General features: G+C 66.7%; 27 protein-coding genes and 1 pseudogene. 8 read left to right on the top strand and 20 right to left on the bottom strand.

Annotation, left to right across the window (positions count from 1 at the left end; genetic code table 11):
* Positions 1–57: 57 nt before the first annotated feature.
* The 20 genes from F0M17_RS06860 to F0M17_RS06765 form a co-directional block, all read right to left on the bottom strand.
* Entirely contained in the window at positions 58–888 is an 831-nt protein-coding gene (locus tag F0M17_RS06860) for a flagellar motor protein MotB (RefSeq protein ID WP_256370199.1), read from the bottom strand.
* Positions 885–1,691 (bottom strand): motility protein A, encoded by an 807-nt coding sequence (locus F0M17_RS06855; RefSeq protein ID WP_149596736.1) that lies wholly within the window; start codon positions 1,689–1,691, stop codon positions 885–887. Before F0M17_RS06855 ends, F0M17_RS06860 begins: the two co-directional genes overlap by 4 nt.
* A 13-nt stretch (positions 1,692–1,704) precedes the next feature.
* Entirely contained in the window at positions 1,705–1,911 is a 207-nt protein-coding gene (locus tag F0M17_RS06850; RefSeq protein WP_121866613.1) for a flagellar FlbD family protein, read from the bottom strand.
* 65 nt (positions 1,912–1,976) lie between these two features.
* Entirely contained in the window at positions 1,977–3,152 is a 1,176-nt protein-coding gene (locus tag F0M17_RS06845; RefSeq protein WP_149596735.1) for a flagellar hook protein FlgE, read from the bottom strand.
* 41 nt (positions 3,153–3,193) lie between these two features.
* Positions 3,194–3,709 (bottom strand): flagellar hook assembly protein FlgD, encoded by a 516-nt coding sequence (locus F0M17_RS06840; RefSeq protein ID WP_149596734.1) that lies wholly within the window; start codon positions 3,707–3,709, stop codon positions 3,194–3,196.
* A 16-nt stretch (positions 3,710–3,725) separates the two neighbouring features.
* Positions 3,726–5,300 (bottom strand): hypothetical protein, encoded by a 1,575-nt coding sequence (locus F0M17_RS06835; RefSeq protein ID WP_149596733.1) that lies wholly within the window; start codon positions 5,298–5,300, stop codon positions 3,726–3,728.
* Complete coding sequence (locus F0M17_RS06830; protein ID WP_149596732.1) at positions 5,297–6,124, bottom strand: C40 family peptidase; 828 nt, start codon at positions 6,122–6,124, stop codon at positions 5,297–5,299. The genes F0M17_RS06835 and F0M17_RS06830 overlap by 4 nt, the downstream gene beginning before the upstream one ends.
* On the bottom strand, positions 6,121–6,543 hold the full coding sequence (locus F0M17_RS06825) for a flagellar FliJ family protein (RefSeq protein WP_149596731.1): 423 nt from the start codon (positions 6,541–6,543) through the stop codon (positions 6,121–6,123). Before F0M17_RS06825 ends, F0M17_RS06830 begins: the two co-directional genes overlap by 4 nt.
* Positions 6,540–7,868 (bottom strand): FliI/YscN family ATPase, encoded by a 1,329-nt coding sequence (locus tag F0M17_RS06820; RefSeq protein ID WP_246857153.1) that lies wholly within the window; start codon positions 7,866–7,868, stop codon positions 6,540–6,542. The genes F0M17_RS06825 and F0M17_RS06820 overlap by 4 nt, the downstream gene beginning before the upstream one ends.
* Complete coding sequence (locus F0M17_RS06815; protein ID WP_168201968.1) at positions 7,865–8,473, bottom strand: FliH/SctL family protein; 609 nt, start codon at positions 8,471–8,473, stop codon at positions 7,865–7,867. Before F0M17_RS06815 ends, F0M17_RS06820 begins: the two co-directional genes overlap by 4 nt.
* Positions 8,463–9,482 (bottom strand): flagellar motor switch protein FliG, encoded by a 1,020-nt coding sequence (locus F0M17_RS06810; RefSeq protein WP_149596729.1) that lies wholly within the window; start codon positions 9,480–9,482, stop codon positions 8,463–8,465. Before F0M17_RS06810 ends, F0M17_RS06815 begins: the two co-directional genes overlap by 11 nt.
* Positions 9,479–11,065: a flagellar basal-body MS-ring/collar protein FliF gene (fliF, locus tag F0M17_RS06805; protein ID WP_246857152.1), complete on the bottom strand. Its 1,587-nt coding sequence runs from the start codon at positions 11,063–11,065 to the stop codon at positions 9,479–9,481. Before fliF ends, F0M17_RS06810 begins: the two co-directional genes overlap by 4 nt.
* Complete coding sequence (fliE, locus tag F0M17_RS06800) at positions 11,065–11,370, bottom strand: flagellar hook-basal body complex protein FliE (RefSeq protein ID WP_073707577.1); 306 nt, start codon at positions 11,368–11,370, stop codon at positions 11,065–11,067. Before fliE ends, fliF begins: the two co-directional genes overlap by 1 nt.
* The gene (locus F0M17_RS06795; RefSeq protein ID WP_073707578.1) at positions 11,370–11,765 is read right to left on the bottom strand and encodes a flagellar basal body rod protein FlgC; all 396 of its coding nucleotides are present in this window, start codon (positions 11,763–11,765) and stop codon (positions 11,370–11,372) included. Before F0M17_RS06795 ends, fliE begins: the two co-directional genes overlap by 1 nt.
* Entirely contained in the window at positions 11,762–12,103 is a 342-nt protein-coding gene (locus F0M17_RS06790; RefSeq protein WP_121867793.1) for a flagellar basal body protein, read from the bottom strand. The genes F0M17_RS06795 and F0M17_RS06790 overlap by 4 nt, the downstream gene beginning before the upstream one ends.
* A gap of 110 nt (positions 12,104–12,213) precedes the next feature.
* Positions 12,214–12,546, bottom strand: a complete 333-nt coding sequence (locus tag F0M17_RS06785) for a hypothetical protein (protein WP_149596728.1) — start codon at positions 12,544–12,546, stop codon at positions 12,214–12,216.
* Positions 12,530–12,940, bottom strand: coding sequence for a flagellar export chaperone FliS (gene fliS, locus F0M17_RS06780; RefSeq protein WP_149596727.1), 411 nt, complete (start codon positions 12,938–12,940; stop codon positions 12,530–12,532). Before fliS ends, F0M17_RS06785 begins: the two co-directional genes overlap by 17 nt.
* 8 nt (positions 12,941–12,948) lie before the next feature.
* Complete coding sequence (gene fliD, locus F0M17_RS06775; protein WP_149596726.1) at positions 12,949–14,253, bottom strand: flagellar filament capping protein FliD; 1,305 nt, start codon at positions 14,251–14,253, stop codon at positions 12,949–12,951.
* 119 nt (positions 14,254–14,372) lie between these two features.
* A complete protein-coding gene (locus F0M17_RS06770) occupies positions 14,373–15,239 on the bottom strand; it encodes a flagellin (RefSeq protein WP_149597715.1) in 867 nt (288 codons plus the stop codon).
* Positions 15,240–15,388: 149 nt separating this feature from the next.
* Positions 15,389–16,192, bottom strand: a complete 804-nt coding sequence (locus F0M17_RS06765) for a sigma-70 family RNA polymerase sigma factor (RefSeq protein ID WP_168201967.1) — start codon at positions 16,190–16,192, stop codon at positions 15,389–15,391.
* A 257-nt stretch (positions 16,193–16,449) separates the two neighbouring features.
* On the opposite strand from F0M17_RS06765, the gene F0M17_RS06760 reads away from it, so the two are divergent.
* The 8 genes and pseudogenes from F0M17_RS06760 to F0M17_RS06725 all read left to right on the top strand — a co-directional run bounded on the left by F0M17_RS06760 (position 16,450) and on the right by F0M17_RS06725 (position 22,924).
* Positions 16,450–16,941: a flagellar protein FlgN gene (locus F0M17_RS06760; RefSeq protein WP_149596724.1), complete on the top strand. Its 492-nt coding sequence runs from the start codon at positions 16,450–16,452 to the stop codon at positions 16,939–16,941.
* Between the two features lie 9 nt (positions 16,942–16,950).
* Positions 16,951–18,363 carry a flagellar hook-associated protein FlgK gene (gene flgK, locus F0M17_RS06755; RefSeq protein WP_149596723.1) on the top strand — a complete coding sequence of 471 codons (1,413 nt, stop codon included), beginning with the start codon at positions 16,951–16,953 and terminating at the stop codon, positions 18,361–18,363.
* A 5-nt stretch (positions 18,364–18,368) separates the two neighbouring features.
* Positions 18,369–19,247, top strand: coding sequence for a flagellar hook-associated protein FlgL (gene flgL / locus F0M17_RS06750; RefSeq protein ID WP_149596722.1), 879 nt, complete (start codon positions 18,369–18,371; stop codon positions 19,245–19,247).
* A pseudogene (fliW, locus tag F0M17_RS06745) lies at positions 19,244–19,549 on the top strand (flagellar assembly protein FliW); the annotation flags it as partial. The gene flgL and the pseudogene fliW, both read left to right, overlap by 4 nt.
* A gap of 288 nt (positions 19,550–19,837) precedes the next feature.
* Positions 19,838–20,971: an LLM class flavin-dependent oxidoreductase gene (locus F0M17_RS06740; protein WP_149596721.1), complete on the top strand. Its 1,134-nt coding sequence runs from the start codon at positions 19,838–19,840 to the stop codon at positions 20,969–20,971.
* Positions 20,955–21,413, top strand: a complete 459-nt coding sequence (locus F0M17_RS06735) for a MarR family winged helix-turn-helix transcriptional regulator (protein ID WP_149596720.1) — start codon at positions 20,955–20,957, stop codon at positions 21,411–21,413. The genes F0M17_RS06740 and F0M17_RS06735 overlap by 17 nt, the downstream gene beginning before the upstream one ends.
* Before the next feature lie 124 nt (positions 21,414–21,537).
* The gene (locus tag F0M17_RS17605) at positions 21,538–22,221 is read left to right on the top strand and encodes a hypothetical protein (RefSeq protein WP_210416703.1); all 684 of its coding nucleotides are present in this window, start codon (positions 21,538–21,540) and stop codon (positions 22,219–22,221) included.
* A 109-nt stretch (positions 22,222–22,330) separates the two neighbouring features.
* Positions 22,331–22,924: a dihydrofolate reductase family protein gene (locus tag F0M17_RS06725; RefSeq protein WP_149596719.1), complete on the top strand. Its 594-nt coding sequence runs from the start codon at positions 22,331–22,333 to the stop codon at positions 22,922–22,924.
* Positions 22,925–22,936: the final 12 nt, after the last annotated feature.

Genomic DNA, 22,936 nt, shown 5'->3' with positions numbered 1-22,936 from the left:
GCCCGATCCTGCGTGCGATGCTCCTCACAACCGGTCCGCGGCGGTGTCGGTGGCCGGCTACCCGGTCAGTTCGGGCAACTTCTCGCGGATCTCCTCGCGCTGGTTTGAGAGCACCACGATATCCACGCGGCGGTTGAGCTGCAGTTTCTGGCTGCCGTGCACCGGGCGGGCATCCCCGTAGCCCACCGAGGAGATCTTCGCCGCATCGACACCGCTGTCCTCCACCAGCACGCGCAGCACCCCGGTAGCCCGGCTGGCCGACAGCTCCCAGTTGGTCGGATAGGGGTCGACCGGCTGGCGGACGTCGGCGAAGCCCTCCACGGCGATCTGCATCCCGGCATCCACCAGCACCGGGCCGATGGCCCGCACTATGCGCTCGGCCTTGCCCGTCAGCTCGGCGCTGTTGGGCACGAAGAAGGTCTCGGCGCTGACCAGCCGCACACTCAGCCCGCGCCGGTCGATCTGGTAGGCCGCGGCCTGCGGATAGCCTTCGGCGGCCAGCGCGCCCTGGATCTTGTCCTTCAGCGCGATCAGCCGCTGGGCTTCGGCATTTGCCAGCTCCTGGATCTGCTCGCTGTCCAGCTCTTCCCCGGCCGAGGTGGTCAGCAGCCCCTCGGTGCCCGCCAGCTCGGGCGGGACGACGATCCCCTGTGCCGTGTCCGCGCTCTGGCTGCTTTCCATGCCGAAGCCGGTGGCCAGGGAATTGCGCAGCGCGGCGTACTTATCCTGGTCCACGCTGGACATGGCGTACAGGACAATGAACAGGCACATCAGCACGGTGACCATGTCCATGTAGGAGGCCATCCAGCGTTCGGAATTCCCCTCCTCATGCGCGGACGAGCCGGACCGCCCGCGGCGCCTGGATCGCGGGGACCGCGCTGCACTCACGGGACTGCCTCGAAATCCTCGCGCTGCACAGGCGCGCCGGTCTTGGACGGGGCCTTCGCTGCCTGAGGCAGCAGGCCTTCGAGCTTCTCGCGCAGCACCAGCGCCGGGGTGCCCGAATGGATCGCCAGCAGCCCTTCGATGGCCAGGTTCATCCGCTCGGATTCCAATTCGGCCAGCCGGCCGAGCCGGGCGCCGATGGGCAGCCAGATGAAGTTCGCCGAGACCAGGCCCCACAGGGTGGCGACGAAGGCGGCGGCGATCATGTGCCCGAGCTCGTCGGGTTGCGAGAGGTTTTCCAGTACGTGGGTCAGCGACACCACCGTGCCGATGATGCCCACGGTCGGCGCGTAGCCGCCGAGGGTGTTGAACCACTTGCTGGCGATGGCGCTGTCCCGTTCGGCCGCCATCAGGTGGTCCTCGAGCATGTCGCGCAGCTCGTCGGTGTCCACCCCGTCGGCCATGGCCTGCAGGGCGCGGGCCACCAGCGGATCCTTGGCCCCGGCCACCTCGGCCTCCAGGGCCAGCAGCCCGTCGCGGCGGGCCACCTCGGCCAGAGCCACCAGCTGCTCCACCAGTTCACGTGCATTGCCCACCTTGCCGCGGAAGGCCCCGGGCAGCGCCTTGGCGGCGGCAAGCATGTCCTTGATGGTGCCGCTGGCGATGCCCACGGCGATGGTGCCGAAGAACACGATGATCATCGGTGCGGGCAGCAGGATGGATGACGGGCTGGCCCCCTCCATGAACAGCATGGTGAACATGGCGCCGAAGGCCAGCAGCAGCCCGATGATTGTTGCCGGATCCATGGATCCCTCCCCTTTAGCGCGGTGCCGGACCGCGGGCGGCATTCAGCACCCGGGCCCGGTAGTCGATGGTCAGCTCGATGATTTCCTCCGGGGATTCGCGCACCACGTATTGCGCCCCGTTGGCCATGACCACCACGGTGTCCGGGGCCTGCCCGATCCGCTCGATCAGATCGGCATTCAGCGCCAGCTTCGTGGAGTTCAGCCGGGTCAGCATGATCATCGGGCCCTCACCTCGTTAGTCCACCCTTGACTGTCGGCAGCGCGGCGCCCGGGGTTAGCCGCCGGCTACCGCTTGAGGTTGGACAGCTCCTGGAGCAGCTCGTCGCTGGTGGTGATGATCCGCGCGTTGGCCTGGAAGCCGCGCTGGGCGACGATCAGGTTGGTGAATTCCTGGGAGAGATCCACATTCGACATCTCCAGCATGCCCCCGGCCAGCGCCCCGAAGCCAGGGCTGCCGGCGGTGCCCAGCTGCAGCTCGCCGGAGTTGCCGGTCAACGTGTAGGAAGAGCCGCCGGCCTTGGACAGACCGGCCGGGTTGGCGACGTTCCCGATGGCGATCTGCGCCACGACCTGCTGGGCGCCGTTGGAGAAGGTTCCGGTCAGCGAGCCGTCCGCTCCCAGGGTAAAGCTTTCCAGGGTGCCCGCGGCGTTGCCGTCCACCCCGGAGATGCTTGCGGTGCTCAGCTCCGCGTAGCCGGTCAGCCCCGCCAGGTCCACCTCGATGCCGCCCACGGCGAGCACCGCGTCGGAGAGCTCTCCGTTGGCATCCAGGGCCAGCTGCGCGGTGCCGTTGCCGCCGGCGCTGTGGGTCCCGGCCACGTTCCAGCCGCCGGCGGTGCGGGTGAAGGACAGGGTCAGGGTGTGCTCGGTGCCGTCCGCGGCGAAGACCTGGGCGTCGCGCACCAGCTGCTCTCCCACGGCTGTTTCCTTGGGCAGGTTGCCGCCCACCGAGGCGACGCCGGTGGCCGCTCCCGGGGCGATCAGCCCGTCGGGCAGGGCGATATCGGACAGTGCCCCGCCGGTGGCCAGCTGGCCATCGGCCCCGGCCATCCAGCCCTGCACCAGCCCGCCGTCGGGGCTGGTGAGCCGGCCGTTGGCGTCCAAGCCGAACGCGCCGGCGCGGGTCAGTTCGGTGGCATTGCCGTTGCGGGTGACGAAGAAGCCGTCCCCGGAAATCATCATGTCGGTGGACCGGCCGGTGTTCTGGCTGGATCCCTGGGCGAAGTTCGTGGAGATTCCGGCCACCTGCACGCCCAGGCCCACCTGGGCGGGGTTGGCGCCTCCGCGGTCAGTGGCCGGGCCGGTGACGCCCTGGGTGAGCTGCGAGAGGGTGTCCTGGAACTGCACCGAGGAGGATTTGAATCCGGTGGTGTTCACGTTGGAAATGTTGTTGCCGGTGGCATCGAGCATGGTCTGGTGGGCGCGCAGGCCCGAGATGCCGGAGTACAGGGAGCGGAGCATGGTGTGGCTTTCTGCTAGGTGTTGGGTGGGGTCGTTCTCGTTCAGGCCGTGAGCGCTTCTGGCACGGCGAGGTTCTCCTCCGGGCCGTCAGATTCCTTAGTGCCTGGAGGCTCGGCCAGGTCGGCTGGCGGCTGGGCCGTGTCCGGAGCCTGCTGCACCTGGGCGATGCGCGAGAGCGGGATCTGGTGCTCGCCGACGGTCAGCACCGGCCCCTCGGCAGTGAAGGCTACCGCGGTGACCAGGCCGGTGAGCGCCGGTTCGTCCGCCGAGGTGGCCTGCTGGCCAATCAGCGAGGAGGCGGCGGTGCGCTGCTGGATGTCCAGCGAATACTGCTGTGCGGCCGCCATGGTATTCAGCCGCTCCATGGAGGCCAGCTGCGTGGTTTGGGAAATCATCTGGTTGGTGTCCATCGGCGAACTCGGGTCCTGGTTGGCCAGCTGGGTCACCAGCAGGTGTAGGAAGACCTCGGAGTCCATGACCTGCTTCGGCGCACGGGCAGGGGCGGCGGTGGCCGCCTCCCGGGACGCTCCGGCCGGTTCTATCGGTGAAATGCTCATGGTTCTCTTCCGTGGGTCAGGCCAGCAGGTCCAGTGCGGATGCGGCGAGGTGGCGCGTTGCAGGATCGTTGGGCGTCCCGGGGGCCAGCGGGGCAATGGGCTGTTCCGGCATCCCGGTGACTTCGCCGGCCGCCGGCAGCGCCGGTTGCGGTCCTGGTTCCGGTGCGGATCCGTCCCGGCCCGGCTGGCCGGGCTGTCCCTGGCCGCCGGCCGGCAGGCCTTGCTGCCCGGAGGATGGCGAGTTGGGCGAGCTACCGGCGGCCGCCGGCTCCGGCGTCGCGGCCAGCACCTGGACACTGCCGTGGCCGAGCATCGCGAAGTCGCGGCGCAGCTCGGGCAGCAGGGCGCGCAGGGCTTCGCGTCCGGCGTCGCTCGGGGCCGCCAGATCCAGCTTCATCCCCTCGGCACCCCAGTTCGCGGTGAGCACGACCGGGCCCAGTGAATCCGGAGCGACCTGGACGGTGAGCGTGTGCAGCCCGTTCGGTGCCGTGAGCACCGTGGCCAGCGGGACCGCGAGCTGGCGCAGCAGCGGTGGCGGGGCTGCCGGGCGAGCAGCAACCTCCGCCGCAGGCTTCGCTGCCGGTGCCGCCTCGGCAATGCTGCCGGTGGCTAACTGCACCGCGTCCACGGCCCCGCGCGCGGCTGCGTTCCCGGCAGAGTCGGCGGCGATGGCAGGGACGGTAGCAGCGTCGAGTTCTGGTGCTTGCGCGACGGAACTGCCCGGGGCCATCAAGGAACTTCCCATGGCGTGCCCCGGCAGGGCAACGGCTTGGACAGCATCGGCCGGCATCGGTCCAGCTGAAACCACTCCGCCAGGCTGCGTGCCCGCCACGGGACCGGCCGCCAAGTTGGCTCCACCGCTCGGGCCCGTTGCATTAACTGCACCGGCGGACGGGGGTTCTGCCGGCCCAGCCAGGGCCGAGGAACGTTTGCCACGGCCAGCATCCTCAGCGCGGGCCATGGCTTCGGGAACGGGCAGCGCTGGTGGCGCAGCTGTCCCCTCCGGAGTCGGGTGCGCCACGGTGGGCGCAGGGATGTGGTTCGGCGCGAGGGCTCCTGCAATCGTTGATCCAGCAGGAACCTCTGGCAGCCCTGCCGGTGCCGCGTGGATGGCAAGATCCTGGACTGGTGGCGTGGCTGTATCCTGTCCCAGCACCAGCGTCTCCGGCAAGCCGCCGGTATTCCCGCCGGCATCTTGCCCCGGCACTGCCGGATTGCCGATTAACGGCTGGATGCCGGTGTTCGGGCCAGGACCCGCCAGACGCTGCATGTGGGACAGGTCCACGCGCAGCAGCAGGTTCTGGGCGATGATTGGCGGCATCCGGCCCTCTGCCAGGTTCCGGGACGCAGCGGCGTCATCGTTGCCGGGCTCTGCCCGATCGCCCAGTGCGCTGCTTCCTGGCACGGTGGCAGCACCCGGCGCGCTCCCCGGGCCTCCATCGGCTTGCGCGGCTGCCTGTTCGGCGGCGTGCCGGACCACGTGGCCCGCAAAGAGCTCGGCCGCCACGCTAACCGGGGCCGTGCCGGTGGCTACGGCGGCCGGCGCAGCGGCAAAAGGCAGGATGCTGCCCGAGGCAGTCGGCGGGATCATGAGGCACCGCCCGCAGTGTGGTTGAAGCTGGCGCGCTGGGCTGCGGCCAGCTGCTGGCCCTGAGCTTGGACCAGTGCCGTGTCCGCGGCCTGGGAGGGCACGATACGCCGGATCGTCATGATGTCCTTGTCGGTTTCGAACAGTTCGCGGATGCTGACCTGTTCCCCGGGGCGCGGGGCATGGATCATCCTGTTCTCCCCCAGGTAGATGCCGATATGGCCTCCGCCACGGGTGACAATCAGGTCACCTGGCTTCGCCTGGGCCAGGGTGGGCACTTCCGTGCCTTCCTTGGCCTGCTGGCGGGCCACCCGCGGCAGCTCGATGCCCAAATCGCGGAAGGTGTGCTGCACGAAGGAGGAACAGTCCAGGCCGACGGCCGGGTTGTTCCCTCCCCAAACGTACGGCACGCCCAGGTACTTCTTGGAGGCTGCCACGACGTCACCTCCATCCGCCCCGGAAACGGCGCCTGCCGGTTCCTTGGCCTGCACCTGCGGTTTCTGCTGGACTGCTGGCGGGGCGGCGGCTTCGGCCCGGGTTGCGCCGGACACCGTTCCGGCGAGCGTGGAAGCGGACGGTGCGTTCTTCACGGACGCCGACATTGCGCCGGCGGCGATTGAGTTGGGGACGCCGGTTCCGCCGCCGAGCACGGCATTATCCAGAAGCTGCGCGAACCCGGCGGCCTGGGCGGCGACTTCGGTTGCGGCGACCTGGGGCGCGGTGGCCGCAGGCGTGCCGCGCGACGTGGCGCCGGGAACGGTCCCCGCCACCCGGGACAGGTTCGCCTCGATCGCCCCGATGCGTGCGGCAACGGCTGCATAACTCATGTGTGGCCCTTTCGTGCCGTGGTTCCTGCCATTTCGTCGAGCAGCTGCTGCTCGGTGCGCAGCTGCTCGGTGCGTTCCTGCTGCTGGTGCCGTTCTTCGAGCTTCTCGACGGCCTTCAGCTCGCTGCGCGCCACCTGGTAGCGTTCGGCGGCGCGTTCGGCCTCCTGCACAAGCCTGGCGTCCAACGCCTGCAGGTCCGCCAGCGCCGCCCGCCCGGCGGAACGGGCCGCGGCAATGGCCAGCAGGCTGCCGCTGTCCACCGGGTCCTCCCCGGTGCCGTGCAGTTGCGCCAGCGCCTGTTCGCGCTGCCGCCGGTTGCCGCGCACAGCGGCGTTCGCGGCGGCCAGTTCCCCGGCAGCCCGGCGCTCGGCCAGCTGGCGCACGCGCAGCAGCCCGGCCAGGCTGAAACCGCGGCTCATGGCTGGATTCCCATCGATGCCAGCAGCGCCTGCAGCTGCCCCCAGGAGTCCGCTGCCGAGACAGGTTCTTCCAGCCGCTGGCGCAGGAAGCCGTCGATGGCCGCCCGGTGCGCCACCGCGGCATCTGCCTCCGGGTTGGCCCCGGGCTGGTAGGCGCCGACGTCGATCAGGTCCTGGACACTGGCCCGGGCGGCCAGCGCGCGGCGCAGGGCACCGGCTTGCCGCTTCTGCTGTGCGGTGGCGACCTTGCCGGCCAGTCGGGAGACCGAGCCGAGGACGTTGATGGAGGGGAAATGCCCCTGCACGGCCAGCGCGCGGTCGAGCACCACATGGCCGTCGAGCAGGGAGCGCGCGGCATCGGCGATGGGCTCGTTGTGGTCATCGCCGTCCACCAGCACCGTGTAGATCCCGGTGATCGAACCGTCCGCGTCCCTCCCGGCCCGTTCGAGCAGCCCGGCGAGCACGGCAAAGGTCGAGGGCGGGTAGCCGCGGGTGGCCGGCGGTTCCCCGGCGGACAGGCCGATTTCGCGCTGCGCCATGGCTACACGGGTCAGCGAATCCATCATCAGCACCACCTGGGCGCCCTGGGCGCGGAAATGCTCGGCAATCCGGGTGGCGCTCTGCGCGGCGCGCAGGCGCATCCGGGCTGGTTCGTCCGCGGTGGAGACCACCACCACGGAGCGGGCCAGGCCCGCTTGGCCCAGGTCGTCTTCGAGGAATTCGCGCACCTCGCGGCCGCGTTCGCCGATCAGCGCGATGACATTCACCTGGGCGGCGGTGCCGCGCGCGATCATTGACAGCAGCGAGGACTTGCCCACCCCGGACCCGGCAAACAGGCCCAGGCGCTGACCGGCGCCCACCGTGCACAGGGTATCCAGGGCGCGCACCCCCAGGTTCAGGGGCTCGGTGATGCGGCCGCGTTCCATGGCCGGCGGGCTGGACTGCTCCCGGTCGACCAGCTGGTGCTCGCCCAGCGGACCGCGCCCGTCGATGGGCCGTCCCAGCCCGTCGATGACGCGCCCGAGCAGCCCGGGCCCGGCCGGAACGACGTTGCCGCGCAGGCTGGCGTGCACCGGGTCCCCGAGCTTGACCTGCTGCAGCGAGGCCAGCGGCATGCAGTGCAGCCCGTCGCCGCTGGCTGCCACTACGTCCACGGCCACCTGCTGCGCGCCGACGTGCAGCACGCTGCCCACCGGCACGTCCAGTCCCTGCACCCGCAGGCCCAGGCCCACCAGCTCGCTGACCACGCCGCTGCGTTCCGGGGCGGCCGCGGCCAGCGCCTGCGCCCAGTGCGGGTGCAGCGCCGACAGTTGCGGGCCGTTCACTGCGCCCCTCCGGCCAGTGCGTCCTTGGCCCGTTGCAGCCCGGCGGCGATGCGGGCATCGAGCAGGCCGTCGGGGAGCTGGGCGATCGCGTCCCCGGAGGCCAGCGTTGGGTCGGCGACCAGGTCGATGCCTGCTGCGGGGCCGGTGCCGCGGCGCAGCAGCTGCAGGTCCCGCGGGTTCAGCCGCACCTGGCACAGGGCGCCGGGGGCCACTTCTGCGGTGGCGCGCTCGAGCGCGCTGCGAGCGGCGAAGTGCGCATCGTCCAGCACCTGCCCGAGAATGGCTTCGGCCAGCTCGATCGCCGCCGAAGCCAACATGCCGCCAGCCTCGTGCAGGACGGGGGCGGACAGGCGTTGCACGTGCTGCACCGCTGCCTGCAGGGCTGCCTGCGCCTGGGCATGCTCGCTGGCACGCGCTGCTTCGGCGTCAGCGGCCTGCCGGGCCAGCTCGGTGCGCGCGGCCCGGGCGGCGGCCTCCGCGGCGCGAATGCCGGTGGCATAGCCTTCAGCGTATCCAACGGCGCGGGCCTCGGCCTGCGCCTTGTCCGCCTCGGTGGTGGACAAGGCGCGGAAGGCCGAGGGAATGAAGGCGGAGTCACTGGACAAATTCGTCGCCCTCCCCGCGCTTGATAGTGATCTGCCCCTCGGCTTCCAGGGCGCGGATCTGCCGGACGATTTCCGCCCGGGCAGCGTCGACCTCGGAGACCCGCACCCGGTCCATGGCCGCGCTCTCGGCGTCCAGCAGTTCGGCGGTGCGCTCGGAGATGTTCGCCCGGATCACCGTTTCCAGTTCGCTCGCCGCGCCGCGCAGCGCGTAGGCCAGGGTTCGAGGGTCCACGCCGCGCAGCACCTGCTGGATGTCGCGGCGTTCGAAGCGCACCAGGTCGCCGAACGACAGCAGCCGGGAGGCCACGTCCTCGGCCAGGGCCGGATCGTGCTGTCCCAGCGAGGCGAGCAGCTCATTTTCGAGGCTGACCTCGGACCGGTTGATGATGTCCACCAGCGGCTGGATGCCGCCGACCTGTTCCACCGGCTCGTGGCGGGTGGCCAGGGTCCCGGTGCGCCGCTTGAGTTCCTCGGAGACCACCTGCACCGCTTCGGGCACGGCGGTGCCCATGGTCGCCAGCGCAGCCGCGGTCAGCGTCCTGGTGTCGGCGGGCAGGCCAGCGAGCACCTGCGAAGCGGTGTCCGGTCGCAGGTAGCCGAGCACCAGGGCGATGGTCTGGGGCAATTCCCCGTCGAGCAGGGAGACAATGTGCGCGGCCTCGGTGCCGTCGAGGAATTCGAAGGTGCGTCCGGCCATCGAGGAGTTCAGCCGATTCATCACCGTGGTGGCCTTCTCGGTCCCGAAGGATGCTTCGAGCAGCTCGCTGGCTGCTTCGCGCCCGCCGGTGAGCGTGCCGGTGGCCAGCTCATGGACCTCATCGAGGGCTTGATCCACCACCGCGGTGTCCACCTGGCTCAGGCGCAGCAGTTCGGCGGCGATCTCCTCCGATTCGTATTCGTTGAACTGGCGCATCACCTCGGCGGCCTGCTCCTGGTCCAGCTGCATGAGCACCACGGCGACCTTCTGGATGCCGGTCAGTTCCACCTGGTGGGACTCCTGCTGGCTCATGGCTCGCCCTTGCCGGACATCAGCGAGCGCAGGTGCTCGGCCATCTTCGCCGGGTTCTCGGCGGCCAGCGCGGAAAGCTGCTCGCGCTTGGCCCGGGCCGGCGTGGTCTCGGCCAGCTCGGTGGCCGGGATCTGGCTCATGGCGGTGGTCTGCGTATCGGGCATCGCGGTGAGAGCATCGCGGGCCTCACGCAGCTCCTGCAGCTCCCCGAGATCCACCAGCTCGCGGCGCTTGCGGTTGCGGCTGCGCAGCAGCAGGTAGGCCGCCAGCAGTGCCAGCACCAGCAGCACGGCCCCGGCGATCACCAGGGTGCGCAGCAGCTGGGCGTCGCGATCCTGCTTCTGCGCGTCCCGGGCCGCGTTCAGCGCTTCTTGGGCTTCGGTGGCCGCCTCGGTGGAGAAGGGCAGCACCGAGACGTTGACGGTGTCATTGCGTTCCGGGTCGATGCCGGCGGCGGCGCTGATCATGCCGGTCAGTTCCTCGACATCCAGGCCGCGGGCGGCCTCCGAGTCCAGCGCCACCGACACGCTCTGGCGGTTCAGGATTCCCGAGGGGATCATCCGGTTCTCGGTGACCTTGTTGATCGCGTTGGTGCGGTTGGCCTCGGTTGAGGAGAAGGTCCCCTCGCTGCCGCTGCCCCCGGGTACGGCAATGTTGTCCGGGCCGAGCACCCCGGCCTCGTTGCTGCCGCTGCCCTCGTAGTCCTCTTCCTTGGTGGTTTCGCTCAGCACGGGGTTGTCCTCCGGCGCGGTGAAGCTTTCCTCGACGCGTTCTGCCGATTCCAGCGAGACATCTGCGGCCACGGCCACCGAGGCGTTGCCCGGGCCGACAACGCGGTCCAGCATGTCCTGGACCATTCGGGTGATCCGGCTTTCGTAGTCGGCGGCCTGCTGGCCGGCCGAGCCTTCCATTCCCACCCCTGCTGCGGAGAGCAGCTTGCCGGTGGAATCGACCACAGAGATGTCCTCTGGCTTCAGCCCCTCGACGGCTGCCGAAGCCAGGTGCACGATGGACTGCACCTGTTCGCCGGACAGCGTCGCATTGGGCTGGGTCTGCACGAAGATGGAGGCCGTGGGATCCGCAGCGGATTCCACGAAGACAGTCTGCTCAGGGATGGCCAGCTTGACCGAGGCAGTGCTGACCGCGTCCATCGCCTGGATGGTGGAGGCCAGCTCCCCTTCCAGGGCGCGCTTGTAGGTGATGCTCTGCTGGAATTCCGAGGAAGTCACGCCCATCTCGTCCAGCAGCGAGTAGCCGCTGGTGCCTGCCGAGGGCAGGCCGGCGCTAGCGGCCTTCAGCCGGGACTCGTAGACGTTGGCCTGGGGAACCAGGATGGTGCCGCCGGCGCCGGTGATTTCGTACGGGATGGCGTCGGACTTTAGCTGCTCGACGACGCCGGCGGCGTCTTCGGCTGACAGACCGGTGAACAGCGGGGTCATCTTCGGCTGGCTGACGAAGTTCACCAGCGCGATCGTGCCCAGGGCCAGCACGGCCAGGCCGATCAGAGCGATGGTGCGTTGGGCGAGGGTGAAGTTGCGCAGGCTTGTGCCGACCTTGGCCAGCGCCGGGGGCAAGGCGGCCACTAGGCTTGCATCCTCATGATCTCGTTGAAGGCTTCGACGCCGCGGTTGCGGAAGGTGGCCGCCATTTCCAGGGCCAGCGAGGCCCGGGCGGAGGCCAGGGTGGCGGTGTGGATGTCAGCGAGGTCGCCGGTGACGGCCTTGAGCGACAGGTCGTTGGAGGTGGCTTGTAGTTGCTGCAGCTCGTCCAACGCTCCGCCGAGTGCCGTGGCGAATTCGGAGCCGTCGGTGGTCGGGGTGCTCGGTGCGAGGTACCCGCTGGCCCGGGTTGGAGCGACCGCGGTGACCGCGTTGATTTCGAGTGCCATTATTGTGCCCGTCCGATCTGCAAGGCGGCCTGGTAGCTCTCCCGGGCGCGGTCCACCACGGCCGCGTTGACCTGGTAGCCGCGCTGCGCCATGATCAGTGCGCCCATCTGCTCGGACATGTCGATGTCCGGGTAGCGGACATTGCCCTCCTCGTCGGCCAGCGGGTGATCTGGTTCGTGCACGATGCGGCCCTCGGCGCTGCCGCGCTCAATGCCGGCGACATAGGCCCCGGAATTCTCCGCGCCAGCGCGGGCCACGACGTATTGTGCGCGGAAGGCCTCGTCGTCGGTGGCGCGCACGGTGTTGGCGTTGGCGAGGTTGTCGGCCACTGCGTCCAGCCATTTGCGGTGGACGGTCAGCCCGCTTCCTGCGATGCCGATCGCGTCAAACATCAGTTGCCCCTCAATGCAGTGCGGATGGAGTTGAAGGGTCCGGAGGCCGCCTGGGAGGCGAACTGGTAGCGCAGCATGGTGTCGATGTTCGACAGGGTCTCGGTGTCCAGGTTCACGTTCGAACCGTCCAGCCGGGTCGGTTCCAGCGAGTTGGAGATGCTGGCCTCGACCTGGCCGCCGCCTTGCTCGATGGACCGCGAGAGCGCGGCTTCGAACTGCACCCGGCGGGCCTGGTAGCCCGGGGTGTTGACGTTGGCAATGTTGTTGGCGATGGCCCGCTGGCGCAGGGACAACGCGTCCAGGGCGCTTTCCAGCGACAAGGACGTCACAGAATCAAACAAGACGTGATGCTCCAGGGTCTTGGACTGGGCCCATCCGTGGGCAACGGGGCGTACGAGCGATCCATGCTCCCCCATGACGAGTGCAACTATCGGCAGGAGCCTCCCTGCCGTTAGCCGGTCTGGTCCAGGTAGATCGCCGGGGCCTCTTCCGGGCGCGGGACGCTGGTTACTGCCTGCAGCTGGGCGGCAACATCGCTCTGGCGCTGCTCGTAGGCCGCCTTCAGGTCGCCCAGCTGCGCGGAGAGCTGCAGGGCCCGCGGACCGAGGCTGGCCGGCATCTGGCCCAGGTGGGCAGGCGGTTCCCACCGGGCCAGGTCCTGCTGCTGCAGCTGAAGGTCCAGGAGCAGCATGGAGGCCATGCGTGCGCAGCCGGCTTCCAATTCGTCGAGACAGGACTCCCAGGCGGAGAACTCGTTCGTCTCCGGATTAGCCAAGGTGCTCACCGATGGTCCTTTCGGTGCTGCCGGCCGGTGCGGCGGCGGCTTCATGCCAGGCGGTGCGCAGCGGTTCGAGCAGGTTGATGGCCTGGGCCACCTGCTGGGCGTCGCGCTTGATGTTGGCGTCGATGAGCAGCTGGGCCAGGAATGCATAGAGGCTGCGCAGCCCCTGGCTCCCGTCCCACTGACCGTCGATGAGGCTGGCATCCAGCTCGGTGATGATCGCCTGGGCATGCACCAGGTTCTCGGAGGCCTCCTGCCAGTCGCCGTTTTGCTGGGCCTGGCGGGCGCGGTTCAGATCCACCAGCAGCCGGTCGTAGAGCATGGTCAGCAGGGTTGCCGGGCTGGCCGAGAGGATGGCCTCCCGATTGAGCTGGGCAAGCTTCTGCGCGGTATTCATGACTGCTGCTACTTCTCCTTGGTTGACGGCAGGGACGCGAGCTGAGAGGCAAGGTACGACTGCTGGGCATTCATGTTGCTCAGTTGGACTTCGAGAGCGGCGTAGGTCCGTTTCAAGGTCGCTTCGCGCTTGTCCAGCCGGCGGTCCCAGTCGGAGATCTGCTCATTGAGCCGGTCGACGGTCGATTCCTGGCCCTTGATCCGCGAGGTGATCCCGCCGTCGTACTGGTCTGCCAATTCGTCGCTCACCGCGTGCACGCGCGAGGTGATGGTCGCCAGGATGGCTTGCACCGCGGACGGGTCCTCGGCCAAGGCGGCAGTGAATTTCTCCTTGTCGAATTCCAGGGTTCCCTGCCGGGTGATGGAGATGCCGATTTCGGAGGGCGACCTGCCATCGATCGGCATGATGGCGGCATCGGTGATCCGCTGCTTAACCGAACGGACCAGGCTGTCGCCGGTGAAGATCATGCCGCGGGTCGAGCCGCCGGTTCCGACGTTGACCGAGGAGTTGGCGGTGATGAACTCGAACAGCCCGTTGAGCTTGTCCACCAAGGAGGAGGCTTGGCCGGCGGTGGCTTCGGGGTCAGAGGCGATAGCCAGGGTCACCGGTTCCGTGGAAACCTTGGAAACCGTGATCTCGGTGCCCGGCAAGAGCTTGACGAAGGTATTCGTCGGCGAGCTGATGACCTGCTCGGCGGCGCTTCCGGCCCAGAGCGTGACTTCGGCGTCCTGCGCGGCGCTGGTCTGGATGCCGGAGATGGAGGTTCCCGACAGGGTGAACGCGTTTTCCGCGCCGCTGCCAGCGGCGGTGAACTGCAGGCGGTAGGTGCCGTCGCCCATGTCGAATTTGACGGCCTTCAGCCCTGAGTCCGAGGCGTTGATTGCGGTGATCACGTCATCCAGGGAGGTTGAGGCCGTCGAGATGGCGTAGGCTTGGCCGGCGCTGGTGATGGTGAAGTTGGCGGTGTCCCATTCAGTGACCGGTTCGGTGACCATGACCTGGCTGGTGGCGAGCTGGCCGACCACGATATCCAGGGCGCCGGAGGTCGCGCCTTCGGCCACCGAGATGGCGACGGAATCCGCGGTGGAGGTCGCCGTGAATTTCTGGAAAGCCTCAGGTGCGGACAGGTCCTTGGATAGCGTGGCCAGCCCGGCGACCTTGGTGTTCAGTTCCTGCAGCGCCGAGATCATTGTCTGGGTGGCACTGGCCTTGTTCTTGAGCAGTGCCTGCGGGATGGCTTCGACCTGCATCAAGGAATTGATCAGCGTGGTCGAATCCAGGCCGCTGGCCAATCCGTCAAGTGATAGCCCCATGACTGTCGGTCTCCTGCCTCGCGCGCGAAGGTTTTGCCTGCCGATTGACGGCCCCGGTCGCCGTTCCCAGAGGAACGGCTACCGGACCCGGGAATCATTGCTGTTCAGCTAATTGGTGACTAGCCCAGCAGCTGCAGTACACCCTGGTTGGACTGGTTGGCCTGCGCCAGCATGGCGGTGCCAGCCTGCGACAGGATGTTCGAGCGGGTGAAGTTCACCATCTCGGCAGCCATGTCCACGTCGCGGATGCGGGACTCCGCGGCCTGCAGGTTCTCGCGCGAGACGTTCAGCGAGTTGATGGCGGACTCGAAGCGGTTCTGCTTGGCACCGAGTTCGGCACGCGAGGTGCTGATGTTGCCAATGGCAGTATCGATAGCTTCGATGGCCAAAGCAGCGTTGGCCTGGGTGTCGACAGTGATAGTCGCAGTGAGATCAGCTCCGGTGGCTTCCAGAGTTGCGACACCGTCGAGTGCGGTGGCCAGGTTGGTCAGGTCAACGGTGATGACGTTGGAGACGTTGGCGCCAGCCTCGTTGCCGTTGGCACCGATCTGGAAGGACTTGGAGCTGCCGTCCATCAGGTTGATGCCGTTGAACTCGGTGTTGGCGCCGATGCGGTTCAGCTCCGAGGCCAAGCCGTCAATTTCGGTCTTGATGGCGGTGCGCGACTCGGCGTTGTTCGAGTCGTTGCCTGCCTGAACCGTTAGATCACGCATGCGCTGCAGGATCGAGTGGACCTCGGTCAGTGCGCCTTCAGCAGTCTGGATGACCGCGATTCCGTCCTGTGCGTTGCGGGCGGCAACGTTCATGCCGTTGACCTGCGAGCGCAGGCCTTCGGAGATCGACAGGCCTGCTGCGTCATCGGCTGCACGGTTGATGCGCAGGCCCGAGGACAGCTTTTCCAGCGACTTCGACAGGTCGTTCTGGGTGTTGGACAGGTTGCGGTGAGCGTTCAGCGCCGCGATATTGGTGTTGATCTGCATACCCATAATGTTTTCCTCCATGAGAACGGGCTAACTGTTCTACGAGGTCCATCCGTGGACCTCAAAGAGGACTATCGTCAGATCACTGAATGCTGTTAGTTGAATCGGCAATCGAATGGTAGGCAAAGGTTCTTCCCGCCACCAGAAGCGACGCTTTACGCGACAGGCAGCGCGGTGCTAGCCGGGATGGACCGGGCGTTGAGACGTTCGAAATTCGCCAGGTATTGCTCGCGCCGGGCGGCAGCAGACTTGGTGAGCTTGGCTTCAGGAAGTGGCGCTTCCTCGGTGAAGTAGTTGCCTTGGAGTGCCTCATGCAGCAGCTTGATGGCCGCGCTACGCTGTTGCGAGATGGCCGAATGGGTCACGCCTGCTTCGGCTGCGATTTGCTTGACGGTGGCACCTTCGAAATACAGGCGGCGGATCAGGGTTCGCATCGTCTCCGGCAACGCCTCGACGGCACCGTGGATCTTGCTGCGTCGCTCGCTGTCCAGCAATTCCTCGCCGGGAATGCCGAAGGCCGCCGCCAAGTGGTTGTGGTCGGATCCTTCCAGGGTGACGACGGTGCGCTCGGCATCTTCCATGATGGAGCGGACTTCCGAGTCGGCCACGCCCAAGGCATCTGCCATCTCACGCACGCTGGGATTCCGGCCCAGTGCAGCGGTGAGGCTTTCCTCGATCGACCGCAGAGCGGTGATCTTCTTCCGAGCACCACGCGTTGCCCAGTCATTGGACCGCATGTCATCGGCAAACGCCCCGAGGATGCGGCGACGGGCATAGGCTCCGAAGGGCACACCCCGAGATGCATCAAAGGCATCGGCCGCGGCAATCATCGCCAAAGTTCCGACGGACACCAGATCTTCGTGGGATAGATGCGTGGCCTTGGCGACGAGTTCGGAGGCGAGGTAGCCAACAAGTGGAAGGTTTTCCAGAACCAACTCATTGCGCGCGGCTTGCTCCACAGCTATTCCCTTAATCTACGAGTGCGCGACCCTGTTTCCGCCCCATGCAGAAATCCAGCCACGCACACAAACCTTAGAGGTTCCATGGAAAATAATCAAAGCAGCCTCACTGTCCCGCAGCCCATTCGCTCATATGCAGTTCAGCCGTGATCTTGGCCGTTCTTACCGCATTAAAGGTCCGTTCACTTACGCCTGCGCCAAGTCGACCGATAATGTTAGGTACAACGCTTTGTGGGATGGCGGTGGATTGGGGAATCATGACTACACGCATTAATGATTTATCGGCCTTGCTATTCAAGGAACGAGAAATCCTGGACCTGTTGCGGTTCAAGCTGGAGGAACAACGCCTTCTGCTGATCTCGGGGAAAACGCAATGGATTTCCAGGGCTTCGGCGGAAATCGAACAAGTGCTCGACAGCCTGCATCATGCAAGCTTGGAACGGAGCATGGTGGCACAAGCGGTGGCTAAGCAGTTGGGAGCAGCCACCGAGGCGACCTTGGCGGAGCTCGCCGACCTCGTGCCGAACCAGATGTGGGGCGAGATCCTGCGTTCCCACCTTCAGGCGCTTCGGGAACTCGCCGCATCGATTGCCGGCATTCGCGAGTCAAACGACGAGCATTTGCGTGCCGCTCTCAGATCCACTCAGGAATCACTAGCCAATCTTGGCACGTCGCCTGCGACCTACGGACCAGATAGCACCCCGAAGCACGACCAGCCGGGCGCTCGCATTCTGGATACGAACCTCTAAGGACATCACGTGAGCACTTTTGGAAGCTTGAATACCGCCCTGTCCGGGCTCAATGCGGCGCGGGCCGCCATCGAGGTGTCGGGGAACAACCTGGCGAATGTCGGTTCGGCCGGCTACACCCGGCAGCGTGCAGAACTGCAGGCAGCCGCCCCGCTGGCACAGGTGGGCAAGTTGGGTTCTGGCGAATCCATCGGCCAGGGCGTGATCGTGGGCAGCATTGCCAGGCTGGCCGATGCCGAGCTGGACGCCCGCGTTCGGGGCACCGTTGCACTGGCCTCGCAGACGGATGTGCGGGCCGATGCGTTGGAAATGCTTGAAGGATTCCTGCGTGAACCCGGGGAGAACGGCCTGTCGTCCCTGCTGAACGACTTCTGGGCCGGTTGGTCCGAGGCGGCCAACCAGCCTGGCGGCGAGGCGGCGGCCGCGGTCGTGATCCAGGGCGGGCAGTCGGTCGCTGACCGGATGGCCCTGATGAGCAGCGAGATCGACAATCTCTGGGTACAGCAGCATGAAAAGCTGGAAACCTGGGTCACGGACGTCAATGTCTCGGCGCAGGGAGTCGCCGAGCTCAATGCCCAGATCCGCAGCACCCTGGCCGGCGGCGGCAACGCCAATGCCCTGCTGGACCAGCGCTCGCAGCTGGCCGAGCACATCGCGGGCCTCTCAGGAGCCACCGTGCGGGAACTGCCCGATGGCACCGTGGACGTGCTCATCGACGGCAGCCCCCTGGTCACCGGCAGTACCGCACGGTCCCTTCGGGTCTCTGGCGGGCAATCCATGGACGGCGAACCGGTGAAGGTCAGCTGGAGCCACCGGCCGCAGGATGCCGCGGCGCTGGACTCCGGACGCATCGCCGGTGCCCTGTACCTGCTCGCGCCGGCCGGACCTTCGGGCTCCGGCGGGCCGCTGGCCACGGCCGCCGCCTCCCTGGACGAGACCGCACGCACCCTGGCCACGATGGTCAACGAGGTGCACTCCCAGGGCTCCACGACCGCCGGGATGCCCAGTAGCGATTTCTTCGCTTTCGATCCGGGCAACCCCGCGGGGTCATTGCGCGTGCTGGCCACGGGTGCGGGCGACCTGGCCACGGGCGCACCGTCAACCGGCGCCCTGGACGGCTCCAATGCCCAGAAGCTGGCGGCCCTGGCCGATGCTGCCGGAGGCCCGAACGAGCTCTGGTCGACCATGGTGCTGGGCATCGGCACCGCCACCCACTCCGAAGCCCAGCAGGCCCTGTCTAGCGCCGTCGCGGCGGACAGCGCCATCACCGCGCGCCAGTCGGCCTCGGCGGTGTCCATCGACGAGGAGAACGTCGCCCTGATCACCAACCAGCACGCCTACCAGGGGGCCGCACGGGTGCTGACCGCTGTCGATGAAATGCTCGATACCCTGATCAACCGAACCGGCCTGGTAGGACGATAGGAGCGATGACCATGCGCATCACCCCGGCAACCATGGCATTCAATGCCGAACGCAACCTGAACGCGGCAGCTTCCCGGCTGGCGGCTATCCAGGACAAGATCGGTTCCACGAAAGAGATCAACCGGCCCAGCGATGACCCGGCCGGCGCCGCGGAAGTCATGTCGCTGCACTCCCAGCAGCGGCAGAACGAGCAGTTCACCCGCAACGCTTCGAATGCCGCCGGCTGGCTGTCCACCGCCGATGTCGCCCTGGGGACCGCGACCGACCTGCTGCACCGGGTCCGCGACCTGACCATGCGGGGGTCCAACAGCGGGGCCTTGTCCCCCGAGGCCCGGCAAGCCATTGCGCTGGAGCTCGACCAGCTGTCCGAGTCAATGGCTGCGGCGGCCAACACCCAGTTCAACGGGCGCTTCGTCTTCGCCGGCACCCATGATGGCGCGGCGGCCGTCGACGCGAACCACCAGTTCCCGGCCGGCACAGCAGTCGAGCGGCGCATTGGCCCTGTCGCCACCGTGCGGGTGGACACCAGCGGCGCGGCGGCCTTCGGGGAAGGACCGGACAGCGTGTTTGCGCTGGTTGCGGGGATCGCCGCAGACTTGCGCAATGGCCTGAGTGTCTCCGGCCGGCTTGAAGCAGTCGATGCCCGGATGCAGGACCTGCTGGCGGCCCAGGCCACGGTCGGCGCCACGCATGCCACCGTGCTCGCCGCGGAGGAATCCCTGCTCGGTGACGCCGTCTCCTTGGAAGGTCGACGGGCTGGTCTGGAGGACATCGATCTGGCCAGCGCGATCTTGGAACTGAAGACCCAGGAGGTCTCCTACCAGGCGGCGCTGTCGGCCACGGCGCGCACGCTGCAGCCCTCGTTGATGGACTTCCTGCGATGAGCCGGGTCCTGTCCCTCGCCGCGCCGCTGCCCGGTTTCCCGCTGGCTTCCACGCTTACCCTGTCTCCGGTGGAAGGTGCCGCAGGCCTCTTCGCCCTGTCCTCTCCACAGGCCCCGACCTTGCACTGGTTCGCTTTGGACACTGCAGCGCACATCCGCCACTACGCGCCGGAATTCTCCAAGAACCAGCTATCTCTAGTGGGCAATCCAGGGGATGGCGACTTGCTGGTCCTGGCCGTGGTGACCACTTCGGGTGTGCGCCCGAGCGCGAATCTTTTCGCACCGTTGCTGGTCAATGCATCGAACGGGCAATGCCTGCAGGCCATACTCGAAGCCCAGGAATGGCCCCTTCGCTACGAGCTTCCGATGTAGTCGAACCTCCGGCTTTGCGTGCACTCCCAGGGCGCCGTGTGATTCCATGCTGCGCCCTGGGAGTTCCAGCGTTAACAGCATTGCCGCTCAATAGTTGGCTATGGGGAAGGACACAGTCAACCTCACGGGAGTATTTGACACATCAACTTGTTATTACATGCATACGCATATAAATTGGTGGCAGGATAAAACGCTTGCCCCGTTGTAACAGGAGTGGACATGCAATTCGGAGTATTCTCAGTCAGCGACATCACCCGCGACCCGACCACCGGCCGCATCCCCACCGAGAAAGAGCGCATCGACGCATCGGTGGCCATCGCCAAGAAGGTCGAAGAGATCGGCATGGATGTCTACGCCATCGGCGAGCACCACAACCGCCCCTTCTTCTCTTCCTCCCCCACCACCACGCTGGCCTACATTGCCGCGCAGACCGAGCGCATCATCCTGTCCACGGCGACTACGCTGATCACCACCAATGACCCGGTGAAAATCGCCGAGGACTTCGCGATGCTCCAGCATCTGGCCGACGGCCGCGTGGACCTGGTCCTGGGCCGCGGCAACACCGGCCCGGTCTACCCATGGTTCGGCAAGAACATGCAGGACTCGGTCAACCTGACCGTGGAGAACTACCACCTGCTGCGCCGCCTGTGGGATGAGGATGTGGTGAACTGGGAAGGCAAGTTCCGCACCCCGCTGCAGAACTTCACCTCGACCCCACGCCCGCTCGATGACGTGGCACCGTTCGTCTGGCACGGATCGATCCGTACCCCGCAGGTCGCTGAAATCGCCGCCTACTACGGCGACGGCTTCTTCGCCAACAACATCTTCTGGCCGAAGGCGCACTACCAGCAGCTGATCGGCCTGTACCGCGAGCGCTACGAGCACTACGGCCACGGACGCGCAGACCAGGCAGTGGTGGGACTGGGCGGCCAGTTCTACATGGCCAAGGATTCCCAGCAGGCGGTCAAGGAATTCCGCCCCTACTTCGACAACGCCCCGGTCTACGGCCACGGCCCATCGCTGGAAGACTTCACCGCGCAGACCCCGTTGACCGTCGGCTCGCCGCAGCAGGTGCTGGAGAAGACCCTGTCCTTCCAGGAATACTTCGGCAGCTACCAGCGCCAGCTGTTCCTGATCGACCACGCGGGCCTTCCGCTGAAGACCGTGCTGAACCAGCTGGACATGTTCGGCGAGTACGTGCTGCCTGAACTGCGCAAGGAAATGGAGTCCCGCGCACCGAAGGACCTCACCCCGGCACCAACGCATGAAGGCCTGGTGGCCGCTCGCAACGCTAAACTGGTCGCTGAGCAAGCAACCACCAAGGAGCCAGCAGCAAGTGACCGGGACCAGTAATCCAGCAGCCTCATTGAAGGTCACCACCGATGCCTGGGAAGCGCTTTTCCGGGCACAGGTGGCGGTCATGCGCCAGATCACCGCAATGCCGGAATTCGGCAAGCTCTCCATGCGCGAGTACGACGTGCTGTTCAACTTGCGCACCTGCCCCGGAGGCAAGAGCCGGCTGGTTGACCTGAATAAGCAGCTGCTGATCTCGCAACCCAGCCTGAGCCGCATGGTCACCCGATTGGAAGACCAGGGGCTGGTAGTTCGCGAACCCGACCCGGATGACCATCGCGCCATGCAGCTCTCGCTGACCGAGAAGGGACGCAAGCTGCAACAGGAAATCGGGCGCGAGCACGTCAAGCACCTGCACAACCTGCTGGGCAGCGCGCTGAGCGAAGACGAATTCCATGAACTGCGGCGCCTGAGCACCAAGCTGCGAGATGCGGTGCAGTAGCGCATCCGCCGAGCCCGGAAGGACATGCCATGTGACGGCTCCTTCCGGGCTCTTGGGCATTGCATGGGATTAAATTGATTCATCATCACCTGTTCATTCACGGCACCCAGAAGGCAGATCACTTTTGAAGGACGAGAAGCTATTCAGCTTGGAAGAAGCCGCCGGCACCCTTGGGGTAGACACCAAGCAGCTGCGCAGCTATCTGCGCCAGCATCGTCCCAAGGGCGCAATCCAGAAGCCGCCCCAGCCAGGCGGCACGTGGCATGTGTCCGCCACCTTGCTGGCCCAGCTGCAGTTCGCCGGCGCACCGGGAATGGACATTGTCCTCAAGCCCGTCGATGACCAGGTCATTGATTCGCTGGAATGGTCGCCGTGGGAATCCTTCGAAGCCACAGCCGACTCGGCACCCGTGGCTCCGGGGGTCTACATGTTCCGCCGAGCCGGCGCCGGGGACCACAAGCCCATCTACGTGGGGCAGGCCGGCGAGCGCAGCGGCAAGGGCCTGCGCGGACGGCTGAAGATCTATTCCAGCGGCAAGGGTGCGACCTCCGGCCTGGGCAAGTACGCCTTCGACGAAGCGTTGGCTGACCCGCAGTGGCTTCGGGAACTGGCAGCCGAGGCCGATCGCGGAGAGTCCCGGACCGTCCAGCAAGTGGCGCGCTTGGCCATTGACCGCTTGCATCTCGAAGGCCGGTGGGTGACCTGCATCCACCGCAAGGCGGCCCTGCTGCTGGAAGCCGCGTTGATCCGGAAATACCACGCTACGCTGTGGAATGTTGCCGGTGCGCCGAAGGATGCCGGGAACTGAGTCTCCTGCTGGATTTTCCCGGGCTTGGGGTTGATTCTGCTTGCGTGCAGGTTCATTGTTGGAGTAGCCACCCTCCCGCCAGCACACAGGTTGAATCGAGGCATTTGCCATGGGCCCGGTAGTTTGCGATGTCACCGTCTCCTTGGACGGATTCTGTGCTGGTCCCAATCAGAGCATGGAGCAGCCGTTGGGCGTAGGAGCCGAAGCGCTGCACCGTTGGCAGTTCGAGAATCTTGCGGAAAACCAGGCCGAAATTTCTGCCATTACCCAGGCGTCGGCTTTCATCATGGGCAGCAAGATGTTCGGCCCTCCAGCCGGAGAAGACGACGCGGGCTGGATCGGGTGGTGGGGCGAGAATCCTCCGTATCATGCCCCGGTCTTCGTGCTGAGCCATCATCCGAAGCCGATGATCTGCCTGCAGGGCGGGAACAGCTTCCAATTCATCTCGGAGGGGATCGAGGAAGCCCTTGCCGAGGCACGGGAAGCCGCTGGCGAAAATCCTGTGGCCATTGCCGGCGGTGCAAGTACCATCGTGCAATTCCTGCGAGCCGGCCTCATTGACGAGTTGCGCCTGCATATCGCACCGATCCGCCTGGGACGCGGCGAGCCGATCACGATTGAAGATATAGAAACGCATATGGATCGCGTTTCCCGCCGTGAAACTTCACTCGTGACGCACGTGTACTACCATCGGCGCCGCTAGCTCAGGCACCAA

Origin of the sequence: Glutamicibacter sp. ZJUTW, assembly GCF_008370855.1 — a bacterium.
Classification (GTDB): Bacteria; Actinomycetota; Actinomycetes; order Actinomycetales; family Micrococcaceae; genus Glutamicibacter; species Glutamicibacter nicotianae.
Note: the sequence above shows the minus strand (reverse complement) of the source record. Positions and strands in the feature narration are given on the sequence as shown.